The organism is Cupriavidus gilardii, from assembly GCF_008801915.1.
GTDB classification, from domain to species: Bacteria; Pseudomonadota; Gammaproteobacteria; order Burkholderiales; family Burkholderiaceae; genus Cupriavidus; species Cupriavidus gilardii.
Map to the genome: position 1 here is coordinate 318,716 of NZ_VZOV01000002.1, position 23,293 is coordinate 342,008.

A 23,293-nucleotide genomic window follows, 5' to 3' on the forward strand; every position below is an offset into this window, starting at 1 on the left:
TTTGTTGACATCGAGATGGCCGCGCGGACCGATTTGACAATGTTTGCGCATGCCGGGACATCGCCTTCCCCCTTATCGTGAGCCACGCGACCGCCAGCCGATCGCGAATCGAAACGCCCTCGGGGGGAGACATCATGACCGCCAGCCATATCGACTTCGACATGCCGCTGCCGCCTGCCGCCTGGCACGGCGGCTGTCACGTGCAGTGCGGCGCCGATGGCAGGCTCGAGCTCGGCAGCAGTTTCGCCATGGCGCTGCGCGCCGGGCTTCACCGGATCTTCCGTATCGGCAAGACCAGCGCCGACGCCGCACGCAACCGGGCGTCATGGCGCGCGCTGATCGCCGCGTTCGAAAGCCGGGGCGGCGCCGCGGTACGCGAGCGCCTGTGCCGCGCCAGCCTGGCCCTGCCCGGCGATCGCGCATCGGGCCTGACCATCGCAGACCGTATCGAGCGCGGCAGCTATCTTTCCCACGCGGCGCTGCTGCAGGTGTTCCAGCTGTTCCGCTGTACCTTGTCCGTGCATCGCGCCAATCAGCGGCTCTATGCCGAATTGCTGACCCCGGCCGCCAATTCGGCGGCGGCCACGCCGCTGTACGCGATGCTCGATGGCATCAGCCTCGGGCTCGGCGACACCGCCGACAGCGGCGCCGCCTGCCCGTTGCCGGCCACCCGCGCCTACGTCGCCGAACAACTCAAGCTTGGACTGCAGGCGCAAGCCACACGGCCGCGCCAGCGCGATCCCGCCGTGCTGCTGTCCACGCTGGCCAGTTGCGCCCCCGAGCTGGCGAGCCCGAACAACCTGGCGGGGCGCGACCGATGGCTGCGCGAATACGACCGCCGTCTGCGCACCGGGCCGATCCAGCAGGCGGCGATGAGTCCCAGTGAACGCAAGGCCTGCGACCGGGAGGCCGCGGTCGCGGGATTGCTGGCCGACCTGAAGCACGGGGAGCTGGTGCGCGACCTGAAGCAGAACGAAGCGGACATCGCGGAAAAGCGGTCCCGGTCGGCACGCGAGTCCGGCGACGACGCCGACGACATGCTGGCCGAGCTGCTGGCCACCCGCACCGGCCTGCTCGCGGCGCTGAAGGAGCGCGAGCTGCACGATGTGCTGCGCCGTTGCGATGGCGAGCTGGCGCTGAGCCCGCTGAGTCAGGACGCGACGCACATCCGCTCGCTGATGCAGCGCCGCAGCCATGCGCGCGCGCAGCTGGACGGCAACCTGGCGGTGCAGAAGCAGCGCGACCTGATCCGAGCCGATCTGGTCAAGGGCCTGTGCCTGGCCGTACAGCAGGAAGTCGATCGCCATACCGCGCGCGGCGAACGGATGGACGAATCAGGACTGCTGCGCGTCGTCGACGCGAAATTGTCGGCCCCCGCCTGCCTGCGCCAGTTTCTCGCCGCCCGCAATCTGCAATATCTGCACGACCTCGGCCATGGGCACGATCGCGCCGCCGCCATTGCCGCGCTGGTGCGCGCCAGCGATCGGTATCCGTTCGACGAAGCCACACGGGGCGAACTCGACAGCAGCGACTTCCAATGGCTGTCCGCCGCGCTCGAAGCCGGCGAAAGCGAAGCCGTGGCACTGAACCATCGGCCCATGCTGAACGGCGCGCGCAAGCTGTTCGCGCGCTTCTTCCGGGAACGCTGGCCGATCGCCGCCATCTGCGACAACGTTGCCGCCCTGCTCGACGACTTTGCCGAAGACCACGGGCACGCGTCGCATCGGCGCGGCTGCTATCCGGCGATCCCGCTGGAGGCACGCTGGCAGGCCGGCGTACATGCGCTGCACGACCGTATCCGCAACGCCGAGCTTGGCCCGTCCGATGTGATCGGCGTCATGTTTCCCGCGATCAAGTCGTACCTGCGCGCACGGCACGAGGTCATGGAGCAGGTGCGCCGCGACATGCTGGTGGCCGAAGCCCGGCTCGACGAACTGCGCGGCCTGTTCCCCGAACTCTCGGGCTGGACCGCCAGCGTGCCGGCCGGCGCGATGGCCGCGACGCTGCTCGACCTGGCCAGCGTCCACATTACCGGCCGGCTGATGAACGCGCACAATCGGCGCCTCGAGGCCAGGCGGGTGCAAGACTTCGCGCGGCAGGAAGGGCAGCTTGCAGTCAGGGCGGCCCGCAGGCTGGACGACTCGCTGCAGCAGTGGACCAGCCTGCGCGACCAGCATCGGGCCAGGATGGCGGACCACGGCATTGACGAGCCCGATACGGACGGCGCCGGCCGCGAGGGCCCGGCCGACTGGGGCAACGATGGCGAGGGCGCGCTCGCGAACAGCTTGCGGCAGCAATGGGACCTGGCCGACCGGCATGCCTCGATGGCGCTGGGCGACACCGCCAATGCGCTGGAGAATCGCCTGGACGCGGAAATCGAGCAGCTGCGCCGGCAATCGGCGGCGCAGATGGGGAATGTCAAGCGGGATATCGAGCGGGCACTGCGCGACGCGCTCGAAGGCAGCCGGTCCAGGCCCGGCATGCTGGAAACCGTCTGCGACGTGCTGGACCGCGCGAGTGCGAAATTGCCGGGCTGGCTGGCGTCGATGAACCACGACGGCGAACTCGAGGCAAACCACGCCACGCGCCGACAGGCGCTGGAACTGCGCGAGGCGGCAGCCAATGCGCTGCCGTTGATCGACCGGATCCGGCGCGAGCACGTTGTCCCGCTCGACCACACCGCCGATCTGCCGGACGCCGCGGTCGCGCCATACCGGGAGGATCTCCAGGCGGTGCACCGAGCGCTGGACGCGCTGGCCCACTCGCTGCAATGGGTCGTTTCGACGATACGCATCGCCGGCATGGAGACGGCCGCCTCGACGCGCGATATCGCCAAGCCAGCTCCCTTCGGCCCGTCCCACCCGATCCGCCTGCAGGTTCAATGCGGCAAGCCCTCGGCCGGCAGCAAGATCGCGCTCGACCTCTATCGCGGCAAGTTGCCGCCCGTGCTCGGCTGGACCGTGCGTCAACTGGTCAATATGGGCGCACTGCGCTAAACCCGTCGCGGCAGCCTCAACCCGACTTGCAGGATCCGGCCGTCTTCCATGCGCACCGCGGTCAAGTTCAGCCCCGCGATCTCGACCGTATCGCCTTCCACCGGCGGGGTGGCGAAGGCGTTCAGCATCGCAGCCTCGAGCGTCGACGGATATTCGCCCGGCGTCAGATCGCGCGTGCCGTACAGCCCGGCCACATCGCGCAGCAGCGCGTCGCCGGACAGCACGAAGTCGTGCGGCACCTGTTGCCAGACCGGCGCCCGTTCGGGCGTGCTGAACAACCTGGCCAGCGTCGGCATGCTGCTCGCAGGCCCCAGCACCGAGACCGTATCGCCGGCCCGCAGCACGGCCTGCTCGGGCGGCAGCAGCGCGTCGTCGCGGGCCACCGTCATCAGGCGGCAACGCGGCGGCAATTCCAGCCGATCCGCCCGCACGCCGGCCGCCGCCGAGTCGGGCTGGACCTCGAACTGCATCAGGTCCATCGCCGGCGCGCGGGTGCCGTGCAGCCGTTCACGCGCCAGCGGCTCGGGGTACGCTGGCCGCAGCACGCGACCGAGACGCGCGGCCAGCGGTACCGTGGTCCCCTGCAGCAGCAGGCTGGCCAGCACCACGGCAAAGGCGATACGGAACAACAGGCCGGCATCGGGCATGCCTTGCAGCAGCGGGAACAGCGCCAGCACGATCGGCACCGCGCCCCGCAGTCCCATCCAGGCAATGAAGCCTTTCTCGCGCGCATTGAAGCGGAACGGCAGCAGGGAAATCCAGACCGCCAGCGGACGAGCCACCAGCATCAGGAACAGCGCCACCGCCATCGCCGGCACCGCCACGTCCCAGATCCGGTGCGGCGTCACCAGCAGGCCCAGCAGCAGGAACATCGCCGACTGCGCCAGCCACGCCATGCCGTCCATCGCCCGCATCGCGTCGGGGCTGACCGCGCGGTCGCGGTTGCCGATCAGCATGCCGGTCAGATAGACGGCCAGGAAGCCGCTGCCGCCGGCGCTCTGCACGATCGCAAAGACCATGGCACCGCCCGAACACAGCAGGATCGCCTGCAGGCCCTCGGCGACCCGGATGCGCTCCAGCACATTGGCCAGGCAATAGCCGAGCGCCAGGCCCAGGGCGCCGCCGACGCCGAACTGCACCAGCAGCCGCCACAGCAGCGCGCCGCCCGTCAATCCCTGCGGCGCATGGATCCACTCGATCAGCGTCAGCGTCAGGAAGATCGCCATCGGATCGTTGATGCCCGATTCGATCTCGAGCACGCTCGCGACGCGTTCCTTCAGGCGCACCCCGCTGCTGTTGAGCAGCGAGAAGACGGCCGCCGCGTCGGTCGAGCCGACGATCGCGCCCAGAAGCAGGCCGAGCTTCCAGTCGATCTCCAGCACCCAGGCCGCGAACAGGCCGACCAGCCCGGTGGTCAGCAGCACGCCCACGGTGGCCAGCGCCAGCGATGGCCGCAACGCGACGCGGAAGGTCGCGTATTGGGTTCGCAGTCCGCCATCGAGCAGGATCACCGCCAGCGCGAGATTGCCGACCAGGAAGCTGAGCCAGGTATTGGAGAAGCGGATGCCGCCCGGACCGTCGACCCCGGCCAGCATCCCGACCAGCAGGAATACCAGCAGGAACGGCACGCCGATGCGCGCAGAGAAGGCGCCGACGACGATGCCGAGCGACATCACCACGGCGCCGATCAGGATCACGTGTTCAATGCTTTCCAAACTGGCCCTTGCAAGTAACGGTGGAACAGGGGGAGACGGCGGCGCGGCATGAGCGCCGCGGCGCCGCCGATGATAGCCGACTGCCATGACGGCACCGCCGCGGTCCACGGCACCGCCCGCCGGTACGACCGGTCGGGCGGCATCGGCGGGGACCTAGGGAGATACCCTCACATTGACCAAGTTTGCAGACATCTGAAAGGTCGCTGAAAGGTGGCGCCCTTACCTTCCCCCTGCCTGCGGACGGGGAGGGTGCCGCGCGCGGTTTCGTTGCACCGCACAAACGCTGCAACGTCCCGTCGCGACACCATGAGACCAGCGCCATCGACGCGCGGCTCGCAGCACCGCAAGCACCAGTTTTGTCAAATCGAGGAGAATCATTTTGCGCATACGTAGCCAAAAGGACTTTGCCTCCGGCCTGATGTTCATCCTGGTCGGATTCGGCTTTTCCTGGGTCGCTCGCGGCTATTCGATGGGAACCGCCGCGAAGATGGGTCCGGGGTATTTCCCGTTCTGGCTCGGCGTCGTGCTCGCCCTGCTGGGCGTGCTGGTGCTGATCGGATCGTTGTCCAGCAAGGGCGAGAGCGACGAGCTGGCCCGCTGGGATATCAAGCTGCTGCTGTGGATCCTCGGTTCGGTGGTGCTGTTCGGCCTGCTGCTCAAGCCACTGGGCATGGTGCTGTCGGTGATCGTGCTGGTACTGGTGTCGTCGATGGCCAGCCACGAGTTCACGTGGCGCGGCGCCATCCTGAACACCATCATCCTGGTGCTGATCAGCATGGGCGCTTTCGTCTACGGCATCAATCTGCAGATGCCGGTGTGGCCGGCCTTCATTACCGGCTAAGGAGCGCCAGATGGAACTGCTAACCAACCTGGGCATCGGCTTCTCGACCGCCCTGACCTTCCAGAACCTGGCCTACGCCTTCCTCGGCTGCCTGCTCGGCACGCTGATCGGCGTGCTGCCGGGCCTGGGCCCGCTCGCGACCATCGCGATGCTGCTGCCGATCACGTACACGCTGCCGCCGGTGGCCGCGCTGATCATGCTGGCCGGCATCTATTACGGCGCGCAGTACGGCGGCTCGACCACCGCGATCCTGGTCAACCTGCCGGGCGAATCGTCGTCGGTGGTGACCACGATCGACGGCTACCAGATGGCGCGGCGCGGCCGCGCCGGGGTGGCGCTGGCGACTGCGGGCATGGGCTCGTTCTTCGCCGGCTGCGTGGCCACGCTGATCCTGGCCGGCTTTGCCGCCCCGCTGTCGGAACTGGCGTTCAAGTTCGGCCCCGCCGAGTACTTCTCGCTGATGGTGCTGGGCCTGATCGGCGCCGTGGTGCTGGCCTCGGGTTCGCTGGTCAAGGCGATCGCGATGATCGTGCTGGGTCTGCTGCTCGGCCTGGTCGGCACCGACGTGAACTCGGGCGCGGCGCGCTTCTCGTTCGACGTGCCGGAACTGACCGACGGCCTGAACTTCGTGGCCGTGGCGATGGGTATCTTCGGCTTCGCGGAAATCATCGCGAACCTGGAGCAACGCGAAAAGCGTGAGACCTTCACCGACCACATCACCAGCCTGTTCCCGACCAAGGAAGACTTCAAGCGGATGGTCCCGGCGGTGCTGCGCGGCACCGTGCTGGGCTCGGCGCTGGGCATCCTGCCGGGCGGCGGCGCCTCGCTGGCTTCGTTCGCGGCCTACACGCTGGAGAAGAAGTCGTCGAAGTATCCGCACGAGTTCGGCAAGGGCGCGATCGAAGGCGTGGCGGGTCCGGAATCGGCCAACAACGCCGCCTCGCAGACCTCCTTCATCCCGCTGCTGACGCTGGGCATTCCGCCCAACGCGGTGATGGCGCTGATGGTCGGTGCGATGACGATCCACAACATCCAGCCGGGTCCGCAGGTGATGACCAGCAACCCGCAGCTGTTCTGGGGCCTGATCGCCTCGATGTGGATCGGCAACCTGATGCTGATCATCCTGAACCTGCCGCTGATCGGCATCTGGGTCAAGCTGCTGAAGGTGCCCTACCGCTTCCTGTACCCGGCCATCCTGACGTTCTGCTGTATCGGCGTCTACTCGGTCCAGAACACCACCTTCGACGTGTTCCAGACCGCGGCCTTCGGCGTGGTGGGCTATCTGTTCCTGAAGCTCAAGTGCGAACCGGCGCCGCTGCTGCTCGGCTTCGTGCTCGGACCGATGATGGAAGAGAACTTCCGCCGCACGCTGCTGCTCTCGCGTGGCGAGTTCTCGGTGTTCTTCACCCGTCCGCTGTCGCTGAGCCTGCTGATCGCCGCCGCGATCCTGGTGCTGATCGTCGCCCTGCCGTCGATCAAGGCCAAGCGCGAGGAAGCGTTCCAGGAAGAATAAGTAGCAAGGACGCAGATGCAGAACGGGGTGCCGGCCGGCACCCCGTTTTTTTTGGCCGATGCCGGCGACAGCGCTAGCGCGGCTCGCAGAACAGCGCGGCGCACGCCGCGCGGATCGCCTCGGTGATGTGCCGGCGCGAATGATCGCGCCGCTCCAGCATGCCGATGGTGCGCCATACCGGCTCGCCGCCCGCCTCCAGCGGCAGCACCCGCAACGCTTCGTCGTCGCGCCAGCGCGCCCGCTGCAGCAGCGGCACCACGGTCACGCCAACCTGCTGCCGCACCAGCTCGACCAGCGCTTCGATCGAATTGAGCTCGAGGAATTCGTTGACGCGCAGATGCGCGCGCCGCAGGGCCCGCTCGACCAGCATGCCGGTCAGCTGCGTGCGGTCGAAGCGCAGGAACGCCTGGCCCGCCAGCGCCTGGCGCGCGTCCGCGGCGGCGCTGCCGGCCGCGGCGATCGCCACCAGCGGCTCCCGATACAGCGGCGTCCAGCGCAGCGCCCCCGCCAGCCGTCCCGGGCCCTCCACCACGATGGCCGCATCGAGCTCGCCGGCTTCGACCAGCGTCGCCAGCTCGATCGACTTGGCGCCGACCAGCCGCACGTCCAGCGCCGGATGCTCGGTCTTCATGCTGGCCACCACGTGCGACAGGCCGCCCATCACCGACACCACCGCGCCGACGGCGACCGCGCCCGCCATCGCCTCGGGCGTCTCCGGCGCGGCGCGCATCTCGTCGTACAGCGCGAGCAGCTGGCGCGCGCGCGGCAGCAGCTCGCGCCCGCCCGCGTTGAGCACGACCACGCGCCCGGTCCGATCGAACAGCTCGCGCCGCAGTTCGCCCTCCAGCGCGCGCATCTGCAGGCTGACCGCGGCCTGGGTCAGCGCGACGTGGCCCGCGGCGGCGGCAAAGGAGCCGTGCTCGGCGACCGCAACGAAGGTACGAAGGAAGCGGATGGTGCTCATAACGGATGGGGAAGCGATCAGCGCCGGACGTCGAGCGCGCCTTCAACGAAACTGGATGCGCGGACTGAAACGGGGCCTTAAGCGAAACTTGAGGGAAAAGAAAGAAATATTAGCTTTCATTATGTAAAGCTGCACGGAATAATGCGGCATCGGCCGGTCCGCCGGCACCGACCCGACAACGTCCACGGAGATTGAACGATGACATCCTGGCTGCGCCTGCTGGGCACCGGCCTGGCGGCGACGCTGGCCTTCGCCGCCGCGCCCGCCCTGGCCGAGAGCTATCCCGCCAAGCCGATCCGCCTGATCGTGCCCTTCCCCGCCAGCGGCGCGACCGATCTGCTGGCGCGCGCGATCGCGCAGAAGGTCGGCGCCAATCTGGGCCAGCAGGTCGTGGTCGACAACCGGCCCGGCGCGGGCGGCGCGATCGGCTCGGACATGGCCGCCAAGGCCCCGGCGGACGGCTACACGCTGCTGATGGCCACCAGCAGCACGCATTCGATCGGACCGCATATCCACCCGCGGCTGCCGTACAACGTGCAGACCGATTTCACGCCGATCGGCCAGGTCGCCAGCGCGACCAACCTGCTGGTGGTGACGAACCATCTGCAGGTCAACAGCGTGAAGGACTTGATCGCCTATGCCAAGGCGCATCCCGGCGAACTGAACTACGCGTCCAGCGGCAACGGCACCGTGGTCCACCTGATGGCCGAGGCATTCAGCGCGCAGGCCGGCGTCCAGTTGACGCACATTCCGTACAAGGGCACCGCGCTGTCGATCGCCGATCTGATCTCGGGCAAGGTGCATATCCTGTTCGACAGCATCGTCACCGCCCTGCCCCACGTGCGCGACGGCAAGCTCAAGGCGCTGGCGGTGACCAGCGCGAAGCGCTCGTCGCTGGTGCCGGACGTGCCGACCGTCGGCGAATCGGGCCTGCCCGGCTTCGTCAGCGAGACCTGGTTCGGCATCTATGGCCCGAAGAACCTGCCGGCCGACCTGGTGACGCGCCTGAACGCCGAGTTCAACAAGGCGATCCAGGCGCCGGAGGTCAAGGAACGGCTGGCCAAGCTCGGCGCCGAGCCGGTCGGCGGCACGCCCGCGCAGTTCGCGGCGATCGTCGGCAAGGAAAGCGCCCGCTGGGGCAAACTGATCAAGGACCGCAACATCACCGCGGAATAAGCGGCAGCCAACCATAGCCGCCATCACGGCAACGCCAAGAGACAAGCCATGCAGACCTTCGACTGGACCAATCCCTACCCCTCCGTGCGCATTCCGCTGTTTGCGCGCAACGTGGTATCGACCTCGCATCCGCTGGCCGCGCAGGCCGGCCTGCGCATGCTGCTCAAGGGCGGCAATGCGATCGACGCGGCAATCGCCGCCGCTGCCGCGATCACCATCGTCGAGCCGGTCTCGTGCGGCCTGGGCAGCGATGCCTTCGCGATCCTGTGGGACGGCAAGCAGCTGCACGGCCTGAACTCGTCGGGGGTGGCCCCGGCCGCCTGGAATCCCGAGTACTTCCGCAACAAGTACGGCGAGGAAGGCAACGGGCTGGCAAAACGGCCGATCCGCGGCTGGGACAGCGTCACCGTGCCGGGCGTGGTGGCCGGCTGGGCCGCGCTGCACGAGCGTTTCGGCAAGCTGCCGTTCGCCGACCTGATGGAACCGGCGATCGAGATCGCCGAGCGCGGCTATGCGGTGCCGCCGATCGTCGCGCACAAGTGGGCCGCCGCGGTGCCGGACCTGAAGGACCAGCCGGGCTACGCCGACACCTTCATGCCGAACGGCCGCGCGCCGCATACCGGCGAGAAGTTCGTGATGAAGGCCGCCGCGGAAACGCTGCGCCGCATCGGCGCCAGCGGCGGCCGCGACTACTACGAGGGCCAGATCGCCGAGCGCATCGCCGCCTTCAGCAAGGAGTGCGGCGGCGCGATGACGCTGGCCGACCTGCGCGACTACCGCCCGGACTGGGTCGAGCCGATCCGCAAGTCCTATCGCGGCTACGAGATCCACGAGATTCCGCCCAACGGCCAAGGCATCGCCGCGCTGATGGCGCTCGGCATCCTGGACAACTTCGACGTGGGCAGCCTGCCGGTCGACTCGATCGACTCGCAGCATCTGCAGATCGAGGCGATGAAGCTGGCGTTCGCCGACCTGTACCGCTACGTGTCGGACCCGCGCAGCATGGAGGTCACGCCCGAGCAGATGCTGGACGACGGCTACCTGAAGTCGCGCGCCAGGCTGATCGACATGAAGCGCGCCACGCATTTCGACTTCGGCATGCCGAAGGTCGGCGGCACGATCTACCTGACCGCGGCCGACGAGAACGGCATGATGATCTCGTTCATCCAGTCGAACTACATGGGCTTCGGCTCCGGCGTGGTGGTGCCCGGCACCGGCATCAGCCTGCAGAACCGCGGCGTCGGCTTCTCGATGGATCCGAAGTCGCCCAATGTGGTGGCCGGCGGCAAGCGGCCGTTCCACACGATCATCCCCGCCTTCATGACGCGCGACGGGCAGCCGGTGATGAGCTTCGGCGTGATGGGCGGCGACATGCAGCCGCAGGGCCATCTGCAGACCGTGGTGCGCATGCTCGACTACAAGCAGCAGCCGCAGGCCGCCTGCTGCGCGCCGCGCTGGAAGGTCAACCGCGACTTCACGCTGGACGTCGAAGCGACGATGAACCCGGCCACCGTTGCGGGCCTGAAGGACCGCGGCCACCAGCTCAAGTCGGTCGCGGACCCGTATATGGACTTCGGCTCCGGCCAGTTCATCTGGCGCCTGTCGGAAGATCCCGAGCACGGCTATGTCGCCGCCAGCGACAGCCGTCGCGACGGACAGGCGGTGGGGTTCTGAGTTTTCGCGTTTTCGCGTCTTGATGGAAAGAAAGCCGGTCATGCCGGCTTTCTCCTTTTTGCGGGGTTGTTGCGTGTTAGCGGATAGATTCAGCTCTACAACCGCACGACACTGGTCGACCCCAACATCGCCAGGAAGCAGGCATGACTCAGGAATCGAACACCGTCCAACGCGGGACAAAGCAGACCACCTCGACGTTGGAGGAAAAGCTGGCGCAGTTCATTCCGGAGTTGCACGGAGGCGAAGCTATTCCGTCCTCGCCTATCGACGAGACTCCGGCCGGCGCACCGAGGTCAATCGATCTCGCGGAAGCGAGTTCATCCAAACTGGCCCGACCGTGACGCCGTTAACTGTACATGGCTCTCACGTGCCATCCGCCTACACTGGCAGCCTGTCCCCGACGATTCCACCGCCATGCCCACCTACGCCTTCCGCCTGCTCAATGTCTTTGCCGAATCGACCTTCGGCGGCAATCCCCTGTGTGTGTTCGAGGACGGCCGCGGGCTGGACGATGCCACCATGCAGGCGCTGGCGCTGCAGTTCAACCTGTCCGAGACGACCTTCATCCTGCCGTCGGAGCGGGCCGACGCGATGGTGCGGATCTTCACGCCCGGCTACGAGATGCGCTTCGCCGGCCATCCGACGCTGGGCACCGCCCACGCGGTACGGGCGCTGCGCAACACCGGCGATGCGCTGACGCTCGAGTTCAAGGCGGGCGTCGTGCCGGTGCGCGCGCAAGGCGATGTGTGGACCTTCACCGCGCCGCATCGCGGCCAGCCGAAGACCGCGCCGGCGCCACTGCCCGATGCGGAAGTCGCCGCGCTGCTCGGACTGCGGGCCGACGATCTGGCCGGCTCGCCGATCTGGGTCGATACCGGCGCCGATCAGCTGCTGGTGCCGCTCAGCAGCCCCGACGCCGTGCGCCGCGCGGTGCCCGACGGCAGCCGCCTGGACGCCTGGCCCGCCAGCAGCCTCGGCCGCAAGACCGCCTATCTGTTCGCCTTCGATCCGCAGCAGCCTGGGTGCGTGGTCGCCCGCTACTTTTTTACCAAACAGGGCGGCGGCGTGGCCGAGGACCCGGGCACCGGCTCGGCCTGCGCGAATCTCGGCGGCTGGCTGCTCGCCACCGGCCATGCCTTGCCGGCGCGCTACGAGATTGCCCAGGGCGATCTGGTCGAGCGGCCCTGCCGGCTGCGGCTGGAAGTCGATGTCGAAGATGGCGAGGGCGCGATCCGCGTCGGGGGCCGCGTGATCGAGATCGGCCGGGGCACCGTCACGCTGTAGACTTGCCGATGCCGCGCACCGCCCGAACGGACCACCCGTCGGAAATTCAAACCCGCGGCCGCCCCACTCCTCCACCTCGCTCGACCGCCCATCCGCCATGACCGATCACACCATCGCCACGCTGGCAGACCTGGAAACGCACTACGGCAAGCCCGCACCGGCCTCGCTGGCCAAGGAAGTCGATTACCTGCATCCGCACTATCGCGCCTTCGTCGAGGCCTCGCCGTTCTGCCTGCTGTCGACGGTGGCCGACGGCATGGCCGAATGTTCGCCGCGCGGCGATGCGCCCGGCTTCGTCAAGGTGCTGGACGACCGCACGCTGCTGCTGCCGGACCGCCGCGGCAACAACCGCATCGACAGCCTGCGCAATATCGTCGCCGACCCGCGCGTCGGCCTGCTGTTCCTCGTGCCTGGCGTCGACGAGACGTTGCGCGTGGCCGGCACGGCGACGATCTCGACCGATCCGGAACTGATCGCGCAGTGCACAGTCGACGGCAAGGCCCCCTCCACCGTGCTGCTGATCGCGATCCGCTCGGTGTTCTTCCAGTGCGCCCGCGCGCTGGTGCGTTCGCGGCTGTGGTCGCCCGAAGCGCAGATTCCGCGCAGCGCGTTGCCGAGCACCGGCACCATCCTGGCGACGCTGAGCCGCGATGCCATCGACGGCCGGGCCTACGACGCCGAGCTGCCGCAGCGGATCCGCCAGACGCTGTACTGATCTGCGCCGAGTCGAAGGCGTGCCGCGCTAGGCTGCCGGCGCGCGCGCCCGCCTGCCGGCTGTCGATGCGGCCCGCTCCGGCCGCGCGCGGATGCCCTCGACCAGCGTACGCACCATCGCCTCGGCCAGGCGCTCGCGCGCGTGCTCGTCGGCATCGGCCTCCGGGCGATACCAGATCAGCGACCATTGGATGCCGCCCAGCAAGGTCTTCACCGCGATCGACAGATCGGCATCGGCGGCCAGCGAGCCATCGCGCCTTGCCGCCGCGGCCTGATCCTTGAACAGACGCTCGAAGCGGTCGCGGCTGGCGATCAGCTCGTCCAGCGTCTGCCGCTGCGACGGCGTGGTCGCGCCGAAGCGATGCATCTGCACGCCCTGCGCCACCACGCTCTCGAACGTGTGGTGTTCCAGCACGGCGACCGCATGCGCACGCAGCATCGCCGCCAGCACGGTGACGCCGTCGCCCTCGACCTTGCGCGCGGGCTCCACCGCCTCGAACAGCAGCCGCATGCCTTCGCGATGCACCTCGAAGAACAGGTCGATCTTCGACGCGTAATGATGGTAGATGCGGCCCTTGGTCGCGCCGAGCCGCCGCGCGACGTCGTCGATGCTGGTGGCATGGAACCCTTGTTCCATGAAGCATTCGGCGGCCTGGATCAGGATTTCCTGCTTGCTGGGGGTCATGCCGCCCCTCCCCGGGCGATATCGCGAAACAGTTCTCTGGCGTAGCGGCGGAAGTCCACCTCCAGCGTATAGCGTGCCGAGCCGACGAAGCGGCGCGATACGTAGCGCTGATGGGCATCGATTTCCGCCATCATGCCGTCCCGGCCCGGCAGCCGGATCTCGTTGGCCAGCACCGCGGCCAGCCATTTTCCCTGGATCTCGACCAGCGGAATCGTCGGGCCGATCGGCTGCACCAGCCCCAGCATGAACAGGCCATGGCGGCCGGGCGGCATCATGCGGCGATAGAGCTCGGCCTTGCCATCCGCGACCTCGAACACCTGCCGGTCGAGAAACGGAAAGCTGGCCCGGTAGCCGGTGGCGTGGATGATCGCATCGACGGCCTCACGCGTGCCGTCCTCGAACTCGACGTGGTCGCCATCCAGCCTGCGGATGTTCGGCTTGATGCGGATCCAGCCATGCCCGCAATACGGAATCAGCTCCTGGCTCAGCGTGGCATGCTCGCGCCAGATCTCGTGGCGGGGCCGCGGAATGCCGACGCGCGCCTGGTCGCCGGTGGCCAGATACGCCAGCCAGCGCACCAGCGTGCGCGTGACGCGTGTCGGCAGATGCAGGCGCCGTGCGAAGAAGGCGGACCAGCGGTCGATGGGATGGCCCATGATGTATTTCGGCATGATCCACGCGCTGCGCCGCGTCGAGATCCACGTGCGCTTGGCCGACTTGCAGACATCGACGGCGATGTCGACCGCGGAATTGCCGATGCCGACGATCAGCACGTTGCGGTCGCGGAACGGCTCGGCGGTGCGGTAGTGGTGCGAATGGATCTGCTCGCCGGAAAACTGGCCGTCGAAGCTCGGCCAGCGCGGGTCCCACAGATGGCCGTTGGCGACGATCACCGCGCGATAGCGCCGGCTGCTGCCGTCGCCCAGCGTGACCCGCCAGCTGCCGTCGCCGACCGGCGCCACGCGCTCCACCCGCGTGTTGAAGCGGATATGCGGCGGGATGCCGAAGCGCTCGGCATAGGCTTCCAGATATTCGATCACCTCGTAGTGCGACAGGAAATCGGGATACCGGTCAGGGATCGGGAAATCGGAGTAGCCCAGGTTGGTGCGGCTCGTGTCGATATGCAGGCTGCGGTAGGCCGACGACATGCCGTTGTCGTTTTCGTAGCGCCACATGCCGCCGATCTTCGAGCCCAGTTCGAAGCAGTCGAAGGCGACGCCCTTCTCCTTCAGCGCCTTGGCGGCGGTGACGCCCGAACAGCCGGCGCCGACGATGCAGACCGGCAGCGCGGCGACCTCGGGCGACAGCCGGTCGTCGAAGCGCATCGCGGCGTCGGCCTGCCGCTCGTGTTCATTGGTGGAGAGCGGGCCGTTACGGCGGAATCCGATCGCGGGGTTCTTCATGCCGTCCCCTTGCTGTCGAGGTAAGCGCCGAGAATCGCGTCGAAATCGGCGTCGGCATGCAGGCCGAGCGCGCTGGCCTTGTCCGAGGTAAAGGTGCGCGGCCAGCTGTCGACCACGCGCTGGAGCGCGGGGTCCGGTTCGTAACGGATGCGCGCCGCGGCCGCGTCGCCTGCCACGCGGCGCAGCGCGGCCACCATCTGCGCCACGGTGGTCGACAGCGACGGCAGATTGAGCGCCCTGTCGTGCGGCAGCCGGTCCGCCGGCAGATCGTGCATGGCGATCAAGGCCTGCGCGACCGCCTGCGCCGACGCTACCGGCATCCGCGTGTCCGGATGCAGGCCGCAGACGACGTCGCGGCTGGCCAGCGGCTCGCGCACGATCGCGGCAATGCGGTCCGACACCGCGGGCAATGGCGCGCCGTCGCGGATCAGCACGACCGGCAGGCGCAACGCGCGCGCGTCGACGCGGCCGCGGCGGCTGTAGTCGGCCAGCAGCAGCTCGGCAATGGCCTTGTGCGTGCCATAGGTCGTGTCGGGCTCGGCGCGCAGCCCATCGCCGACCGTCTCGGGCAGGTCTCCCCCGAAGACGGCGATCGAGCTGGCCAGCACCAGCCGGGGCGGCCTGGCGAAGCCGGCGATCAGCCCGCGCAGGGCCTCGACATGCAGCCGATAGGCGCGCGGCTCGTCGGCTTCGGCCTCCAGCGTCAGGCTGGCCGCGAGATGAAACACGCTGTCCGGCGCCAGCGCCGCCAGTTGCGCGGCAAAGCCGGGCTCGGCCAGGTCGCCGCGCAGCACGGTGCGCCGGCACGGCGCGTCCCCAGGCAGCGGCACGTCGGCGCGGTCGGCCAGCACGAGTTCGTCGATCCGGCGCGGCGTGCCGCCGGGGTCGGCCAGGCTTGGCCGCGCGATCAACGCGCGTTGCAGCGCGGTGCCGATAAAGCCGGCCGCGCCCGTGATCAGAACCCGCATGCTCTGTCTCCTTGTTGTCGTTCTTGTCGCCGTTCTTGCCGAAGGTGGGCCTTCGTCGGAAAAACATACTACTCGGTAGGTTTTCTCCCGTCAAAAAAATATCGAGGTGGTCGCCCTGCCTGGCCCTGCCTGGCCCTGCTTGTCTCGGCCATGGCGCGGCATGGCGGGACGCCGGCAGCGAAGGACGGCGGCCGCGCGTCAACGGGCCACCGTCGGCAAGGTTCGACCAGGATTGCGGCTCGCCTTACTTCGCCCCACCGCGCGGCAACCACTGCGCGGCGTCGCTGCCCAGCGGCACCGATGGCTGTTCCCAGCGGGCCGGCGTTTCGGACAGTTGCGCCGCGTGCCGTACCGTCGTCAGCATGCCGAAGCCCGACGGCACGGCCTCCAGCAGGTCGCTGATGTCGTCGATGCGCTGATCCGGCGCCTGCAGGCCGTTGTCGACCCGGCCAAGGCCGCGCAGCCACTGCGCGGTCTGTGCCAGCGATACGCGTACGTGCCAGCTGCCGCCCTCGGTGGCGCGCCGGTGCAGGGCCGCCATCGCGCCGAGCGCGAGCAGGTAGCCGGCGGCGTGGTCGAGCACCTGTGCCGGCAGCGGACGCGGCGTGTCGCTGCCGGCCGCTCGGGCCTCGGCGTCGTTGAAGCCAGTCGCGGTCTGCACCAGCGAATCGAAGCCGCGCTTGCCGGCCCACGGTCCGACATGGCCATAGGCCGACAGCGAGACATAGACGATGCCGGGGCGGGCGCGCGCGGCCGCCTCGGGGCCGAAGCCCAGCGCCGCGAGGCCGCCGGGCCGGTACCCCTGCAGGAAGACATCGGCGCCGTGCAGCAGCTTGTGCAGCGTGTGCTTGTCGTCGGCATCGCGCAGATCGAGCTGGCAGGACCGCTTGCCGCGGCCGGTGTCGATCACCAGCGGCGCGATCGACGGCAGATGCGGCGCGGTGACCAGCAGCACGTCCGCGCCATGCGCGGCCAGCGTGCGGCCGGCCACCGGGCCGGCGATGATGCGGGTGAACTCCAGCACCCGCACGCCGGACAGCGGCCGGGCGTCCTGCGCCGGCAAGTCCGGCAAGGGCATCGGCGGCGCGTCGCCGATCCGCTCGATCACGATGGGCGGCAACTCGCGCAACGCGGCGGCCTGCGGATGGCCGTCCCATTCGTCGAAGCTGCGCATCGCCGCGACAACCAGGCCGGCATCGGAAGCGGCGGTCTCGAAGGCCTCCGCCTCCCATTTGCCCAGCGCGGCCTGCACCGCGTCCTTGTCGTTGGCGCAGCCGAGCAGCCGCAGCACGCCGTCGCGGTGATGCATGAAGTTCGTGTGCAGCCGGACCCAGCGGCCATCGCCGCAACGATAGGCGCCCGCGATCTTGTCCCACAGCTCCGGCGCCGGACCGCCATCGACGCGCAGATAACGCTCGCTGCGAAATTCCGCGATGGCGTGGCGCATATCGACCGCGACCTGCTGCCAGCGGCCGGTGCGCTGCTGCCACAGCGCCGCGGCCGCCAACGCCGAAGCGGCCACGCTGGCCTGCGCGGCAGTGCCGACCGCGAACGATGACGGCAGCACCGGTTCGGCGCCGCTCAGCGTTGCCTGCGCGAGGGCGGCCTCGGGCAGGCCGGTGGCGCGCCACAGCGCGGCAAGGGTGGCGGCGGGATCGGGAGATGGCATGGGGCTCCTCGTGAACGATGGGGTCGGAAACGCCATGCTAGCGCGCGTCCGACGATTGCGCGCGCGGCCGATGCGCCGGCACGGTAAAATCCCGGGTTCCCGCCAACATGCCGCGCCTTCCGGGACGCCGGCACGCTGGCCCGGCGCAAATCCGCGCCGATCCTTACCCCGAATCCGAATTCGCCCTGAAGCCGGCCGCGACCCGCGGCCCAACCTGGCCAAACCATGAGCCACGATCCCAAAGCCCAAGACAGCACGCCCGCCGCCTCGAATTTCCTGCGCAGCATCATCGACCAGGATCTGGCCGCCGGCACCTATGCCGGCCGCACCGACGCGCAGGGTCGGCCGCTGCCCGCCGTGATCACGCGTTTTCCGCCGGAGCCCAACGGCTATCTGCATATCGGCCACGCCAAGAGCATCTGCCTGAATTTCGGGCTGGCGCGCGACTACGGCGGCCGCTGCCACCTGCGCTTCGACGACACCAATCCGGTCAAGGAAGACACCGAGTACGTCGATTCGATCATCGACGCGGTGCACTGGCTCGGCTTCAGCTGGGACAGCACCGATGCCCAGGGCGGCCAGCAGGCCCACCTGTACTACGCCAGCGACTACTTCGACCAGCTGTACGCGTTCGCCGAGAAGCTGATCGAGCGCGGCGTCGCCTATGTCGACAGCCAGAGCGCAGAGCAGATCGCCGCCAGCCGCGGCAACTTCGCCGAGCCGGGCACGCCCTCGCCCTACCGCGGGCGCAGCGTCGAGGAAAACCTGCAGCTGTTCCGCGACATGCGCGCCGGCAAGTACGCCGACGGCGAACACGTGCTGCGCGCGAAGATCGACATGGCCGCGCCGAACATCGTGATGCGCGACCCGGTGCTCTACCGGATCCGCCATGCGCACCACCATCGCACCGGCGACAAGTGGTGCATCTATCCGATGTACGACTTCACGCATTGCATCTCCGATGCGATCGAGAACATCACGCACTCGCTGTGCACGCTGGAGTTCGAAAACAACCGCCCGCTGTACGACTGGGTGCTGGCGCAGCTGCGCGATTGCGGCCTGCTGCGCGAGCCGCTGCCGCATCAGTACGAGTTCGCCCGGCTGAACCTGACCTATGCGATCACCAGCAAGCGCAAGCTGCTGCAGCTGGTCAACGAGGGCCGCGTGGACGGCTGGGACGATCCGCGCATGCCGACCATCGTCGGCATCCGCCGCCGCGGCTATACGCCCGAATCGATCCAGCTGTTCTGCGACCGCGTCGGCGTGGCCAAGTCCGACAGCTGGATCGACATGAGCACGCTGGAAGGCGCGGTGCGCGACGACCTCGATGCGCGCGCGGCGCGCGCCGTGGCGGTGCTCGATCCGCTCAAGCTGATCCTGGACAACTATCCCGAGGGCCACAGCGAGGAGTGCTCGGCGCCGGTCCATCCGAAGCAGCCCGAGCTCGGCAAGCGCGTGTTCCCGCTGTCGCGCGAACTGTGGATCGAGCGCGAGGACTTCAGCGAGAACCCGCCGAAGGGCTACTTCCGGCTGTTCCCGGGCAACAAGGTGCGGCTGCGCTACGGCTACGTGATCGAGTGCACCGGCGTCGACAAGGACGCCGACGGCAATGTCGTCGCCGTGCACGCCAACTACCTGCCCGACACCAAGAGCGGCACGCCGGGCGCGGACAGCGTCAAGGTCAAGGGCAACATCCACTGGGTCAGCGCGCAGCACGCGCTGCAGGCCGAGGTGCGGCTGTACGACCGGCTGTTCAACGACCCGCATCCGGATGCCGGCGGCAAGAACTTCCTCGATGCATTGAACGCGGACTCCAAGCGCGTGGTCACAGCGTATCTGGAGCCCGGCCTGCGCGAGGCCAGGGCCGAGGACCGCTTCCAGTTCGAGCGGCACGGCTACTTCGTCGCGGACCGCGTCGACAGCCAGCCGGGCCGCCCGGTCTTCAACCGCATCGTCGGACTGAAGGACAGCTGGGGCAAGTAATAGCCGCGGCTCACGCCGGCGCGCCGAAGGTTCGGCGCCCGGCGCCACCTCCCAACCCGATCTTCACCATGCAGACCCTGACCTTCCCGCTGGACCGCGAGCACATCGCGCTGAACGATCTGCTCAAGCTGGCCGGCGTGGTCGACAGCGGCGGCGCCGGCAAGGCGCTGGTCGCTGCCGGCGAGGTCGCGGTCGACGGCGTGGCCGAGTCGCGCAAGACCGCCAAGATCCGTGCCGGCCAGGTGGTGACGCTGCCCGGTGTGACGATCCGGGTGGTGGCGGCGTGATTTCCGACTGAGCGCGCCCCGATCGCCGCCCGACCGCCGCCCGACCGCTGACAACCGCCGACGACATAACCGAGGACAACGCCATGCCGATCGCTTTCTGGTGCGTGCTGATCGCCGGCATCCTGCCCATCGTCACGGTGGGCATTGCCAAATGGGGCGCGCCCGGTTTCGACAACCACGATCCGCGCGCCTGGCTGGAGCGGCAGACCGGCCGCGCCCGCCGCGCCGATCTCGCCCACCGCAACCACTTCGAAGCCTTTCCGCTGTTCGCCGCCGCGGTGCTGTGCGCCAGTCATCTGCAGGCGCCGCAGGCGCGCATCGACGAACTGGCGGTCGCCTTCATCGTGATCCGCCTGCTCTACACGGTCTGCTATCTCGCCGACCGCGCCACGCTGCGCTCGCTGTGCTGGACGCTCGGCTTCCTGTGCGTGCTGGGCATTTTCCTGCTGCCGGTGCTGGTGCCCTGACCGACTGCCGGCTTCTTCCGCAGGTCGACCAAGCGACACCTGAAATCCCGAAATCTTCTGTAGAATCAGCGCTTTGCAAAATTCAGCCCCGGCTTTTTCGCCCGGGTGCGACGGGACGGGGAATCATGTTCGGGATTGGACTGGGGGATGTGGTGGCGGCTTCGCTCGCTGCCGCAGGGGCGTGCTTGATCTGCAGCATTCCGCGCGATTTCGTCGGCCACCTGCTGCGCAACTTCCCCGGCTGGGTGATGCGCACCTACGGTCGCCGCGCCCTGGTGATCCCGGTGCTGGTGATGCTGGTGATCGGCCGCCTGGTCGAACTCGGCGTCAACGGGCAGATCGACAGTCCGGCCGGCCAGGCGATGGTGATCGCCGCCGCCTTCCTCGCGCTGGTGATCGCCTCCGCGCTGCTGCGCTTCTACTTCAGCGACTACCGCAAGTCCCGTTGACCCCCGCGCCGCGCCTCCGGCGCGGCGTTGTGTTTTTCACAGTCCGCTGCCGCTTGCCTGCGGCCATGTCCCGCACCGTCATGCGCGCGGTGATCGGGTAACATGCGCGCTTTGCTGGCCGGCCATGCCGGGCATCCTGCCCGCGCCATCGCGCCGGCCCGCCGTCCCCTCTTCCCCCATGGCCCTGAAGTCCACCATCTGCAAAGCCGAGCTGTCGATCTCCGATATGGATCGGCACTACTACGGCACCCACGCGCTGACCGTCGCGCAACACCCGTCCGAGAACGATGCCCGCATGATGGTGCGGCTGCTGGCGTTCGCCTGCGAGGCCAGCGAGACGCTGAGCCTGACGCGCGGGCTCGACGAGCCCGATGAGCCGGACCTGTGGGAGCGCAGCTTGACCGGCGAAATCGAACACTGGATCGACCTGGGCCAGCCCGACGAGACGCGGCTCAAGCGCGCCGCCTCGCGCGCCGCGCGCGTGACCGTGTTCGCCTACCAGCCCGCCAGCGCCCGCGAATGGTGGAAGGGCATCGCCGGCAAGGCCGGCAAGCTGCGCAATCTGACGGTCCACGCGGTGCCGGGCGAGGCGGTCGACGCGCTGGCCGGCATGGCGCGCCGCGCGATGCGGCTGACCGTGACGATCCAGGACGGCGAGATCTGGTTCAGCGACGACGAGCGCAGCGTGCAGTTGCGCCTGGATACCTGGCAGCGGGCCGACGCCTGAGCGCTTGCGGGTACACTGCCGTCTCGGCAGCACCGCGGCAGCACTGCGGCAGGACCGTGAGCGCGGCCACGGCCGCGGGGTCCATGCTCCGAATCACCACGCGGGTCGCGATCCCCGACCGCGATCCGCAGTCACACAAAGGAAAGACCGATGATCACCACTCCTTCCGGCCTGCAATACGAAGACACCGTGACCGGCCAGGGCGCCGAAGCGACCGCGGGCAAGCACGTCACCGTGCATTACACCGGCTGGCTGTACGAGAACGGCCAGGCCGGCCGCAAATTCGATTCGAGCAAGGATCGCAACGATCCCTTCGTGTTCCCGCTGGGCGCCGGCCATGTGATCCGCGGCTGGGACGAAGGCGTGCAGGGCATGAAGGTTGGCGGCACGCGCCGGCTGGTGATTCCCGCGGACCTGGGCTATGGCGCACGCGGCGCCGGCGGCGTGATTCCGCCGAACGCCACGCTGCTGTTCGAAGTGGAGCTGCTGGCCGTCTGAGGCGGTAGACGCTCCAGCAAGGCAACGAGCCGGCAAGCCGGCTCGGAAGCAGATTCAGAAGCCGATCGACGCGTTGCCGACGTCGACGCGCACCCGATCGCGGCCCAGGATATGTGCGGCATGCCGCGCGTACTCCCGGGCCCAGTCCGGATCGCTGGCAAAGCGCTGCTCGCCCGAGAAGCGCGCCACGCTGAGGATCTTGTCGATGACCAGCACCTTGCCCACCGGGCTGGAGGCCTGGCAGTCGAGCTCCGCATACTCCCGATCGAACAAGCGCCAGCCGGCATCGTCGCTGATGCCCGCGAGCTCGGTATCGCCGATGGTGAACTCGAATTCCTTGCCGGTGCCGAAGGCCACCGTAAGCGTTCGCGCCATGTCCATCCCTCCTGGTAGTTGGCAGCCATTGTAAGGACGGCGCAACATCGGCCGCCACCCCGCCGGCAGTGGGTGGGGCTTCACCGTTGCCCCACGCCGACATCTCCCTGCCATGTGGTGTACCAAGCCTCCCGCTGCCCGGCTTTGCATTATGCTTGCACCATGGCCATCACCCGACAAGATCTTGAAGCGGACCGGCTGCGGACCACGCTGGGCGGTACCCCGGTGGCTTCCTCGCTGCTGTCGGACGACGCGCTCGAGCGCTCGTTGCGGTCCACGCTGGATCGCCGGCCAGACCAGCCGGACCTGAATGGCGACGTCTGGCTGTTCGGCTACGGCTCCCTGATCTGGAATCCGATGGTCGTGCACACCGAGCGCCGGCTCGCGACCGTGCACGGCTATCACCGCGGCTTCTACCTGTATTCGCGCATCAACCGGGGCACCTGGGACAACCCGGGCCTGGTGCTGGGCCTGGACCGCGGCGGCAGCTGCCACGGCATGGTGTTCCGCATCCCGAGCCACGTCGTCGAGCAGGAATTTCGCGTGCTGTGGCGCCGCGAGATGATGACCGGCGCCTACCATCCCCGCTGGCTGCGCGTGAAGCTCGACGGCGAGGCGCCCCCGCAGCGGGCGCTCGCCTTCGTGATGAACCGCGCCCACGAAGCCTATGCCGGCCGCCTGCCCGACGAGCGCGTGGTGGCCTGCCTGCGGCGCGCCACGGGGCTTTACGGCCCCGCGCGCGACTATCTGCACCAGACGCTGCTGGGTCTGGCCACGCACGGCGTCGACGATCCCTATCTCGGCCGGCTGTGGCGGCAGATCCAGGCCGCCGACGCCGAACCGGCCGGCGACATCGACGCGCCCGGCGATACCGAAGCGGCCAACGCCGCCTGAACCGGAGACCG

Annotated in this window: 22 protein-coding genes; 15 read left to right on the plus strand and 7 right to left on the minus strand. The window is 68.7% G+C overall.

Annotation, left to right across the window (positions count from 1 at the left end; translation table 11 throughout):
• The first annotated feature begins 134 nt into the window (after positions 1 to 134).
• Positions 135 to 2,996 (plus strand): hypothetical protein, encoded by a 2,862-nt coding sequence (locus F7Q96_RS04260; RefSeq protein ID WP_053821252.1) that lies wholly within the window; start codon positions 135 to 137, stop codon positions 2,994 to 2,996.
• Here the strand turns inward: F7Q96_RS04260 and F7Q96_RS04265 are convergent.
• Positions 2,993 to 4,711 carry a potassium/proton antiporter gene (locus F7Q96_RS04265; RefSeq protein ID WP_053821251.1) on the minus strand — a complete coding sequence of 573 codons (1,719 nt, stop codon included), beginning with the start codon at positions 4,709 to 4,711 and terminating at the stop codon, positions 2,993 to 2,995. The two genes, F7Q96_RS04260 and F7Q96_RS04265, sit on opposite strands and share 4 nt — an antisense overlap.
• Positions 4,712 to 5,090: 379 nt before the next feature.
• On the opposite strand from F7Q96_RS04265, the gene F7Q96_RS04270 reads away from it, so the two are divergent.
• The gene (locus tag F7Q96_RS04270; protein WP_053821250.1) at positions 5,091 to 5,552 is read left to right on the plus strand and encodes a tripartite tricarboxylate transporter TctB family protein; all 462 of its coding nucleotides are present in this window, start codon (positions 5,091 to 5,093) and stop codon (positions 5,550 to 5,552) included.
• A gap of 10 nt (positions 5,553 to 5,562) precedes the next feature.
• On the plus strand, positions 5,563 to 7,065 hold the full coding sequence (locus tag F7Q96_RS04275) for a tripartite tricarboxylate transporter permease (RefSeq protein ID WP_053821249.1): 1,503 nt from the start codon (positions 5,563 to 5,565) through the stop codon (positions 7,063 to 7,065).
• A 73-nt stretch (positions 7,066 to 7,138) separates the two neighbouring features.
• Here the strand turns inward: F7Q96_RS04275 and F7Q96_RS04280 are convergent, their stop codons facing one another.
• A complete protein-coding gene (locus F7Q96_RS04280) occupies positions 7,139 to 8,029 on the minus strand; it encodes a LysR substrate-binding domain-containing protein (RefSeq protein WP_053821248.1) in 891 nt (296 codons plus the stop codon).
• A 198-nt stretch (positions 8,030 to 8,227) separates the two neighbouring features.
• Between F7Q96_RS04280 and F7Q96_RS04285 the strand changes: the two genes are divergently transcribed.
• From F7Q96_RS04285 to F7Q96_RS04305, 5 genes are all read left to right on the plus strand, one after another.
• Positions 8,228 to 9,205, plus strand: a complete 978-nt coding sequence (locus tag F7Q96_RS04285) for a Bug family tripartite tricarboxylate transporter substrate binding protein (protein WP_053821247.1) — start codon at positions 8,228 to 8,230, stop codon at positions 9,203 to 9,205.
• Between the two features lie 48 nt (positions 9,206 to 9,253).
• Positions 9,254 to 10,879, plus strand: a complete 1,626-nt coding sequence (gene ggt, locus F7Q96_RS04290; protein ID WP_053821246.1) for a gamma-glutamyltransferase — start codon at positions 9,254 to 9,256, stop codon at positions 10,877 to 10,879.
• 143 nt (positions 10,880 to 11,022) lie between these two features.
• Positions 11,023 to 11,220 carry a hypothetical protein gene (locus F7Q96_RS04295; RefSeq protein ID WP_144425745.1) on the plus strand — a complete coding sequence of 66 codons (198 nt, stop codon included), beginning with the start codon at positions 11,023 to 11,025 and terminating at the stop codon, positions 11,218 to 11,220.
• 73 nt (positions 11,221 to 11,293) lie between these two features.
• Complete coding sequence (locus tag F7Q96_RS04300; RefSeq protein ID WP_053821245.1) at positions 11,294 to 12,163, plus strand: PhzF family phenazine biosynthesis protein; 870 nt, start codon at positions 11,294 to 11,296, stop codon at positions 12,161 to 12,163.
• Between the two features lie 97 nt (positions 12,164 to 12,260).
• Positions 12,261 to 12,878: a pyridoxamine 5'-phosphate oxidase family protein gene (locus F7Q96_RS04305; protein ID WP_053821244.1), complete on the plus strand. Its 618-nt coding sequence runs from the start codon at positions 12,261 to 12,263 to the stop codon at positions 12,876 to 12,878.
• Positions 12,879 to 12,905: 27 nt separating this feature from the next.
• On the opposite strand, the gene F7Q96_RS04310 is transcribed toward F7Q96_RS04305, so the two are convergent.
• From F7Q96_RS04310 to F7Q96_RS04325, 4 genes are all read right to left on the minus strand, one after another.
• Positions 12,906 to 13,562 (minus strand): TetR/AcrR family transcriptional regulator, encoded by a 657-nt coding sequence (locus F7Q96_RS04310; protein WP_053821243.1) that lies wholly within the window; start codon positions 13,560 to 13,562, stop codon positions 12,906 to 12,908.
• Entirely contained in the window at positions 13,559 to 14,965 is a 1,407-nt protein-coding gene (locus tag F7Q96_RS04315) for a flavin-containing monooxygenase (RefSeq protein WP_170265836.1), read from the minus strand. Before F7Q96_RS04315 ends, F7Q96_RS04310 begins: the two co-directional genes overlap by 4 nt.
• A complete protein-coding gene (locus F7Q96_RS04320) occupies positions 14,962 to 15,933 on the minus strand; it encodes an NAD-dependent epimerase/dehydratase family protein (RefSeq protein WP_151022170.1) in 972 nt (323 codons plus the stop codon). The genes F7Q96_RS04315 and F7Q96_RS04320 overlap by 4 nt, the downstream gene beginning before the upstream one ends.
• Before the next feature lie 244 nt (positions 15,934 to 16,177).
• Positions 16,178 to 17,638 (minus strand): CoA transferase, encoded by a 1,461-nt coding sequence (locus tag F7Q96_RS04325; RefSeq protein ID WP_151022172.1) that lies wholly within the window; start codon positions 17,636 to 17,638, stop codon positions 16,178 to 16,180.
• 189 nt (positions 17,639 to 17,827) lie between these two features.
• Here F7Q96_RS04325 and F7Q96_RS04330 point away from each other — a divergent pair, with 189 nt between their 5' ends.
• The 6 genes from F7Q96_RS04330 to F7Q96_RS04355 all read left to right on the plus strand — a co-directional run bounded on the left by F7Q96_RS04330 (position 17,828) and on the right by F7Q96_RS04355 (position 22,013).
• Positions 17,828 to 19,585: a glutamine--tRNA ligase/YqeY domain fusion protein gene (locus F7Q96_RS04330; RefSeq protein WP_151022174.1), complete on the plus strand. Its 1,758-nt coding sequence runs from the start codon at positions 17,828 to 17,830 to the stop codon at positions 19,583 to 19,585.
• 68 nt (positions 19,586 to 19,653) lie between these two features.
• Positions 19,654 to 19,872, plus strand: coding sequence for an RNA-binding S4 domain-containing protein (locus F7Q96_RS04335; protein WP_006578670.1), 219 nt, complete (start codon positions 19,654 to 19,656; stop codon positions 19,870 to 19,872).
• Positions 19,873 to 19,955: 83 nt separating this feature from the next.
• Positions 19,956 to 20,339, plus strand: a complete 384-nt coding sequence (locus tag F7Q96_RS04340) for an MAPEG family protein (protein WP_053821241.1) — start codon at positions 19,956 to 19,958, stop codon at positions 20,337 to 20,339.
• A gap of 125 nt (positions 20,340 to 20,464) precedes the next feature.
• Positions 20,465 to 20,788 carry a hypothetical protein gene (locus tag F7Q96_RS04345; protein ID WP_053821240.1) on the plus strand — a complete coding sequence of 108 codons (324 nt, stop codon included), beginning with the start codon at positions 20,465 to 20,467 and terminating at the stop codon, positions 20,786 to 20,788.
• A 178-nt stretch (positions 20,789 to 20,966) separates the two neighbouring features.
• Positions 20,967 to 21,515, plus strand: coding sequence for a YaeQ family protein (locus F7Q96_RS04350; protein ID WP_053821239.1), 549 nt, complete (start codon positions 20,967 to 20,969; stop codon positions 21,513 to 21,515).
• A gap of 150 nt (positions 21,516 to 21,665) precedes the next feature.
• Positions 21,666 to 22,013: an FKBP-type peptidyl-prolyl cis-trans isomerase gene (locus tag F7Q96_RS04355; RefSeq protein ID WP_006578666.1), complete on the plus strand. Its 348-nt coding sequence runs from the start codon at positions 21,666 to 21,668 to the stop codon at positions 22,011 to 22,013.
• A 54-nt stretch (positions 22,014 to 22,067) separates the two neighbouring features.
• On the opposite strand, the gene F7Q96_RS04360 is transcribed toward F7Q96_RS04355, so the two are convergent.
• Positions 22,068 to 22,388, minus strand: a complete 321-nt coding sequence (locus F7Q96_RS04360) for a hypothetical protein (RefSeq protein ID WP_151022176.1) — start codon at positions 22,386 to 22,388, stop codon at positions 22,068 to 22,070.
• A 162-nt stretch (positions 22,389 to 22,550) separates the two neighbouring features.
• Between F7Q96_RS04360 and F7Q96_RS04365 the strand changes: the two genes are divergently transcribed.
• Positions 22,551 to 23,282: a gamma-glutamylcyclotransferase gene (locus tag F7Q96_RS04365; protein ID WP_053821238.1), complete on the plus strand. Its 732-nt coding sequence runs from the start codon at positions 22,551 to 22,553 to the stop codon at positions 23,280 to 23,282.
• The last annotated feature ends 11 nt before the right edge of the window (positions 23,283 to 23,293 follow it).

Bases quoted from the DNA above. Each gene is read 5' to 3' on its own strand.
- F7Q96_RS04275 (WP_053821249.1), top strand. From the start codon at position 5,563: ATGGAACTGCTAACCAACCTGGGCATCGGCTTCTCGACCGCCCTGACC.
- F7Q96_RS04280 (WP_053821248.1), bottom strand. From the start codon at position 8,029: ATGAGCACCATCCGCTTCCTTCGTACCTTCGTTGCGGTCGCCGAGCAC.
- F7Q96_RS04325 (WP_151022172.1), bottom strand. From the start codon at position 17,638: ATGGCGTTTCCGACCCCATCGTTCACGAGGAGCCCCATGCCATCTCCC.
- F7Q96_RS04295 (WP_144425745.1), top strand. From the start codon at position 11,023: ATGACTCAGGAATCGAACACCGTCCAACGCGGGACAAAGCAGACCACC.
- F7Q96_RS04310 (WP_053821243.1), bottom strand. From the start codon at position 13,562: ATGACCCCCAGCAAGCAGGAAATCCTGATCCAGGCCGCCGAATGCTTC.
- F7Q96_RS04285 (WP_053821247.1), top strand. From the start codon at position 8,228: ATGACATCCTGGCTGCGCCTGCTGGGCACCGGCCTGGCGGCGACGCTG.
- F7Q96_RS04315 (WP_170265836.1), bottom strand. From the start codon at position 14,965: ATGAAGAACCCCGCGATCGGATTCCGCCGTAACGGCCCGCTCTCCACC.
- F7Q96_RS04305 (WP_053821244.1), top strand. From the start codon at position 12,261: ATGACCGATCACACCATCGCCACGCTGGCAGACCTGGAAACGCACTAC.
- F7Q96_RS04260 (WP_053821252.1), top strand. From the start codon at position 135: ATGACCGCCAGCCATATCGACTTCGACATGCCGCTGCCGCCTGCCGCC.
- F7Q96_RS04340 (WP_053821241.1), top strand. From the start codon at position 19,956: ATGCCGATCGCTTTCTGGTGCGTGCTGATCGCCGGCATCCTGCCCATC.
- F7Q96_RS04360 (WP_151022176.1), bottom strand. From the start codon at position 22,388: ATGGCGCGAACGCTTACGGTGGCCTTCGGCACCGGCAAGGAATTCGAG.
- F7Q96_RS04365 (WP_053821238.1), top strand. From the start codon at position 22,551: ATGGCCATCACCCGACAAGATCTTGAAGCGGACCGGCTGCGGACCACG.
- F7Q96_RS04335 (WP_006578670.1), top strand. From the start codon at position 19,654: ATGCAGACCCTGACCTTCCCGCTGGACCGCGAGCACATCGCGCTGAAC.
- ggt (WP_053821246.1), top strand. From the start codon at position 9,254: ATGCAGACCTTCGACTGGACCAATCCCTACCCCTCCGTGCGCATTCCG.
- F7Q96_RS04320 (WP_151022170.1), bottom strand. From the start codon at position 15,933: ATGCGGGTTCTGATCACGGGCGCGGCCGGCTTTATCGGCACCGCGCTG.
- F7Q96_RS04350 (WP_053821239.1), top strand. From the start codon at position 20,967: ATGGCCCTGAAGTCCACCATCTGCAAAGCCGAGCTGTCGATCTCCGAT.
- F7Q96_RS04345 (WP_053821240.1), top strand. From the start codon at position 20,465: ATGTTCGGGATTGGACTGGGGGATGTGGTGGCGGCTTCGCTCGCTGCC.
- F7Q96_RS04300 (WP_053821245.1), top strand. From the start codon at position 11,294: ATGCCCACCTACGCCTTCCGCCTGCTCAATGTCTTTGCCGAATCGACC.
- F7Q96_RS04330 (WP_151022174.1), top strand. From the start codon at position 17,828: ATGAGCCACGATCCCAAAGCCCAAGACAGCACGCCCGCCGCCTCGAAT.
- F7Q96_RS04355 (WP_006578666.1), top strand. From the start codon at position 21,666: ATGATCACCACTCCTTCCGGCCTGCAATACGAAGACACCGTGACCGGC.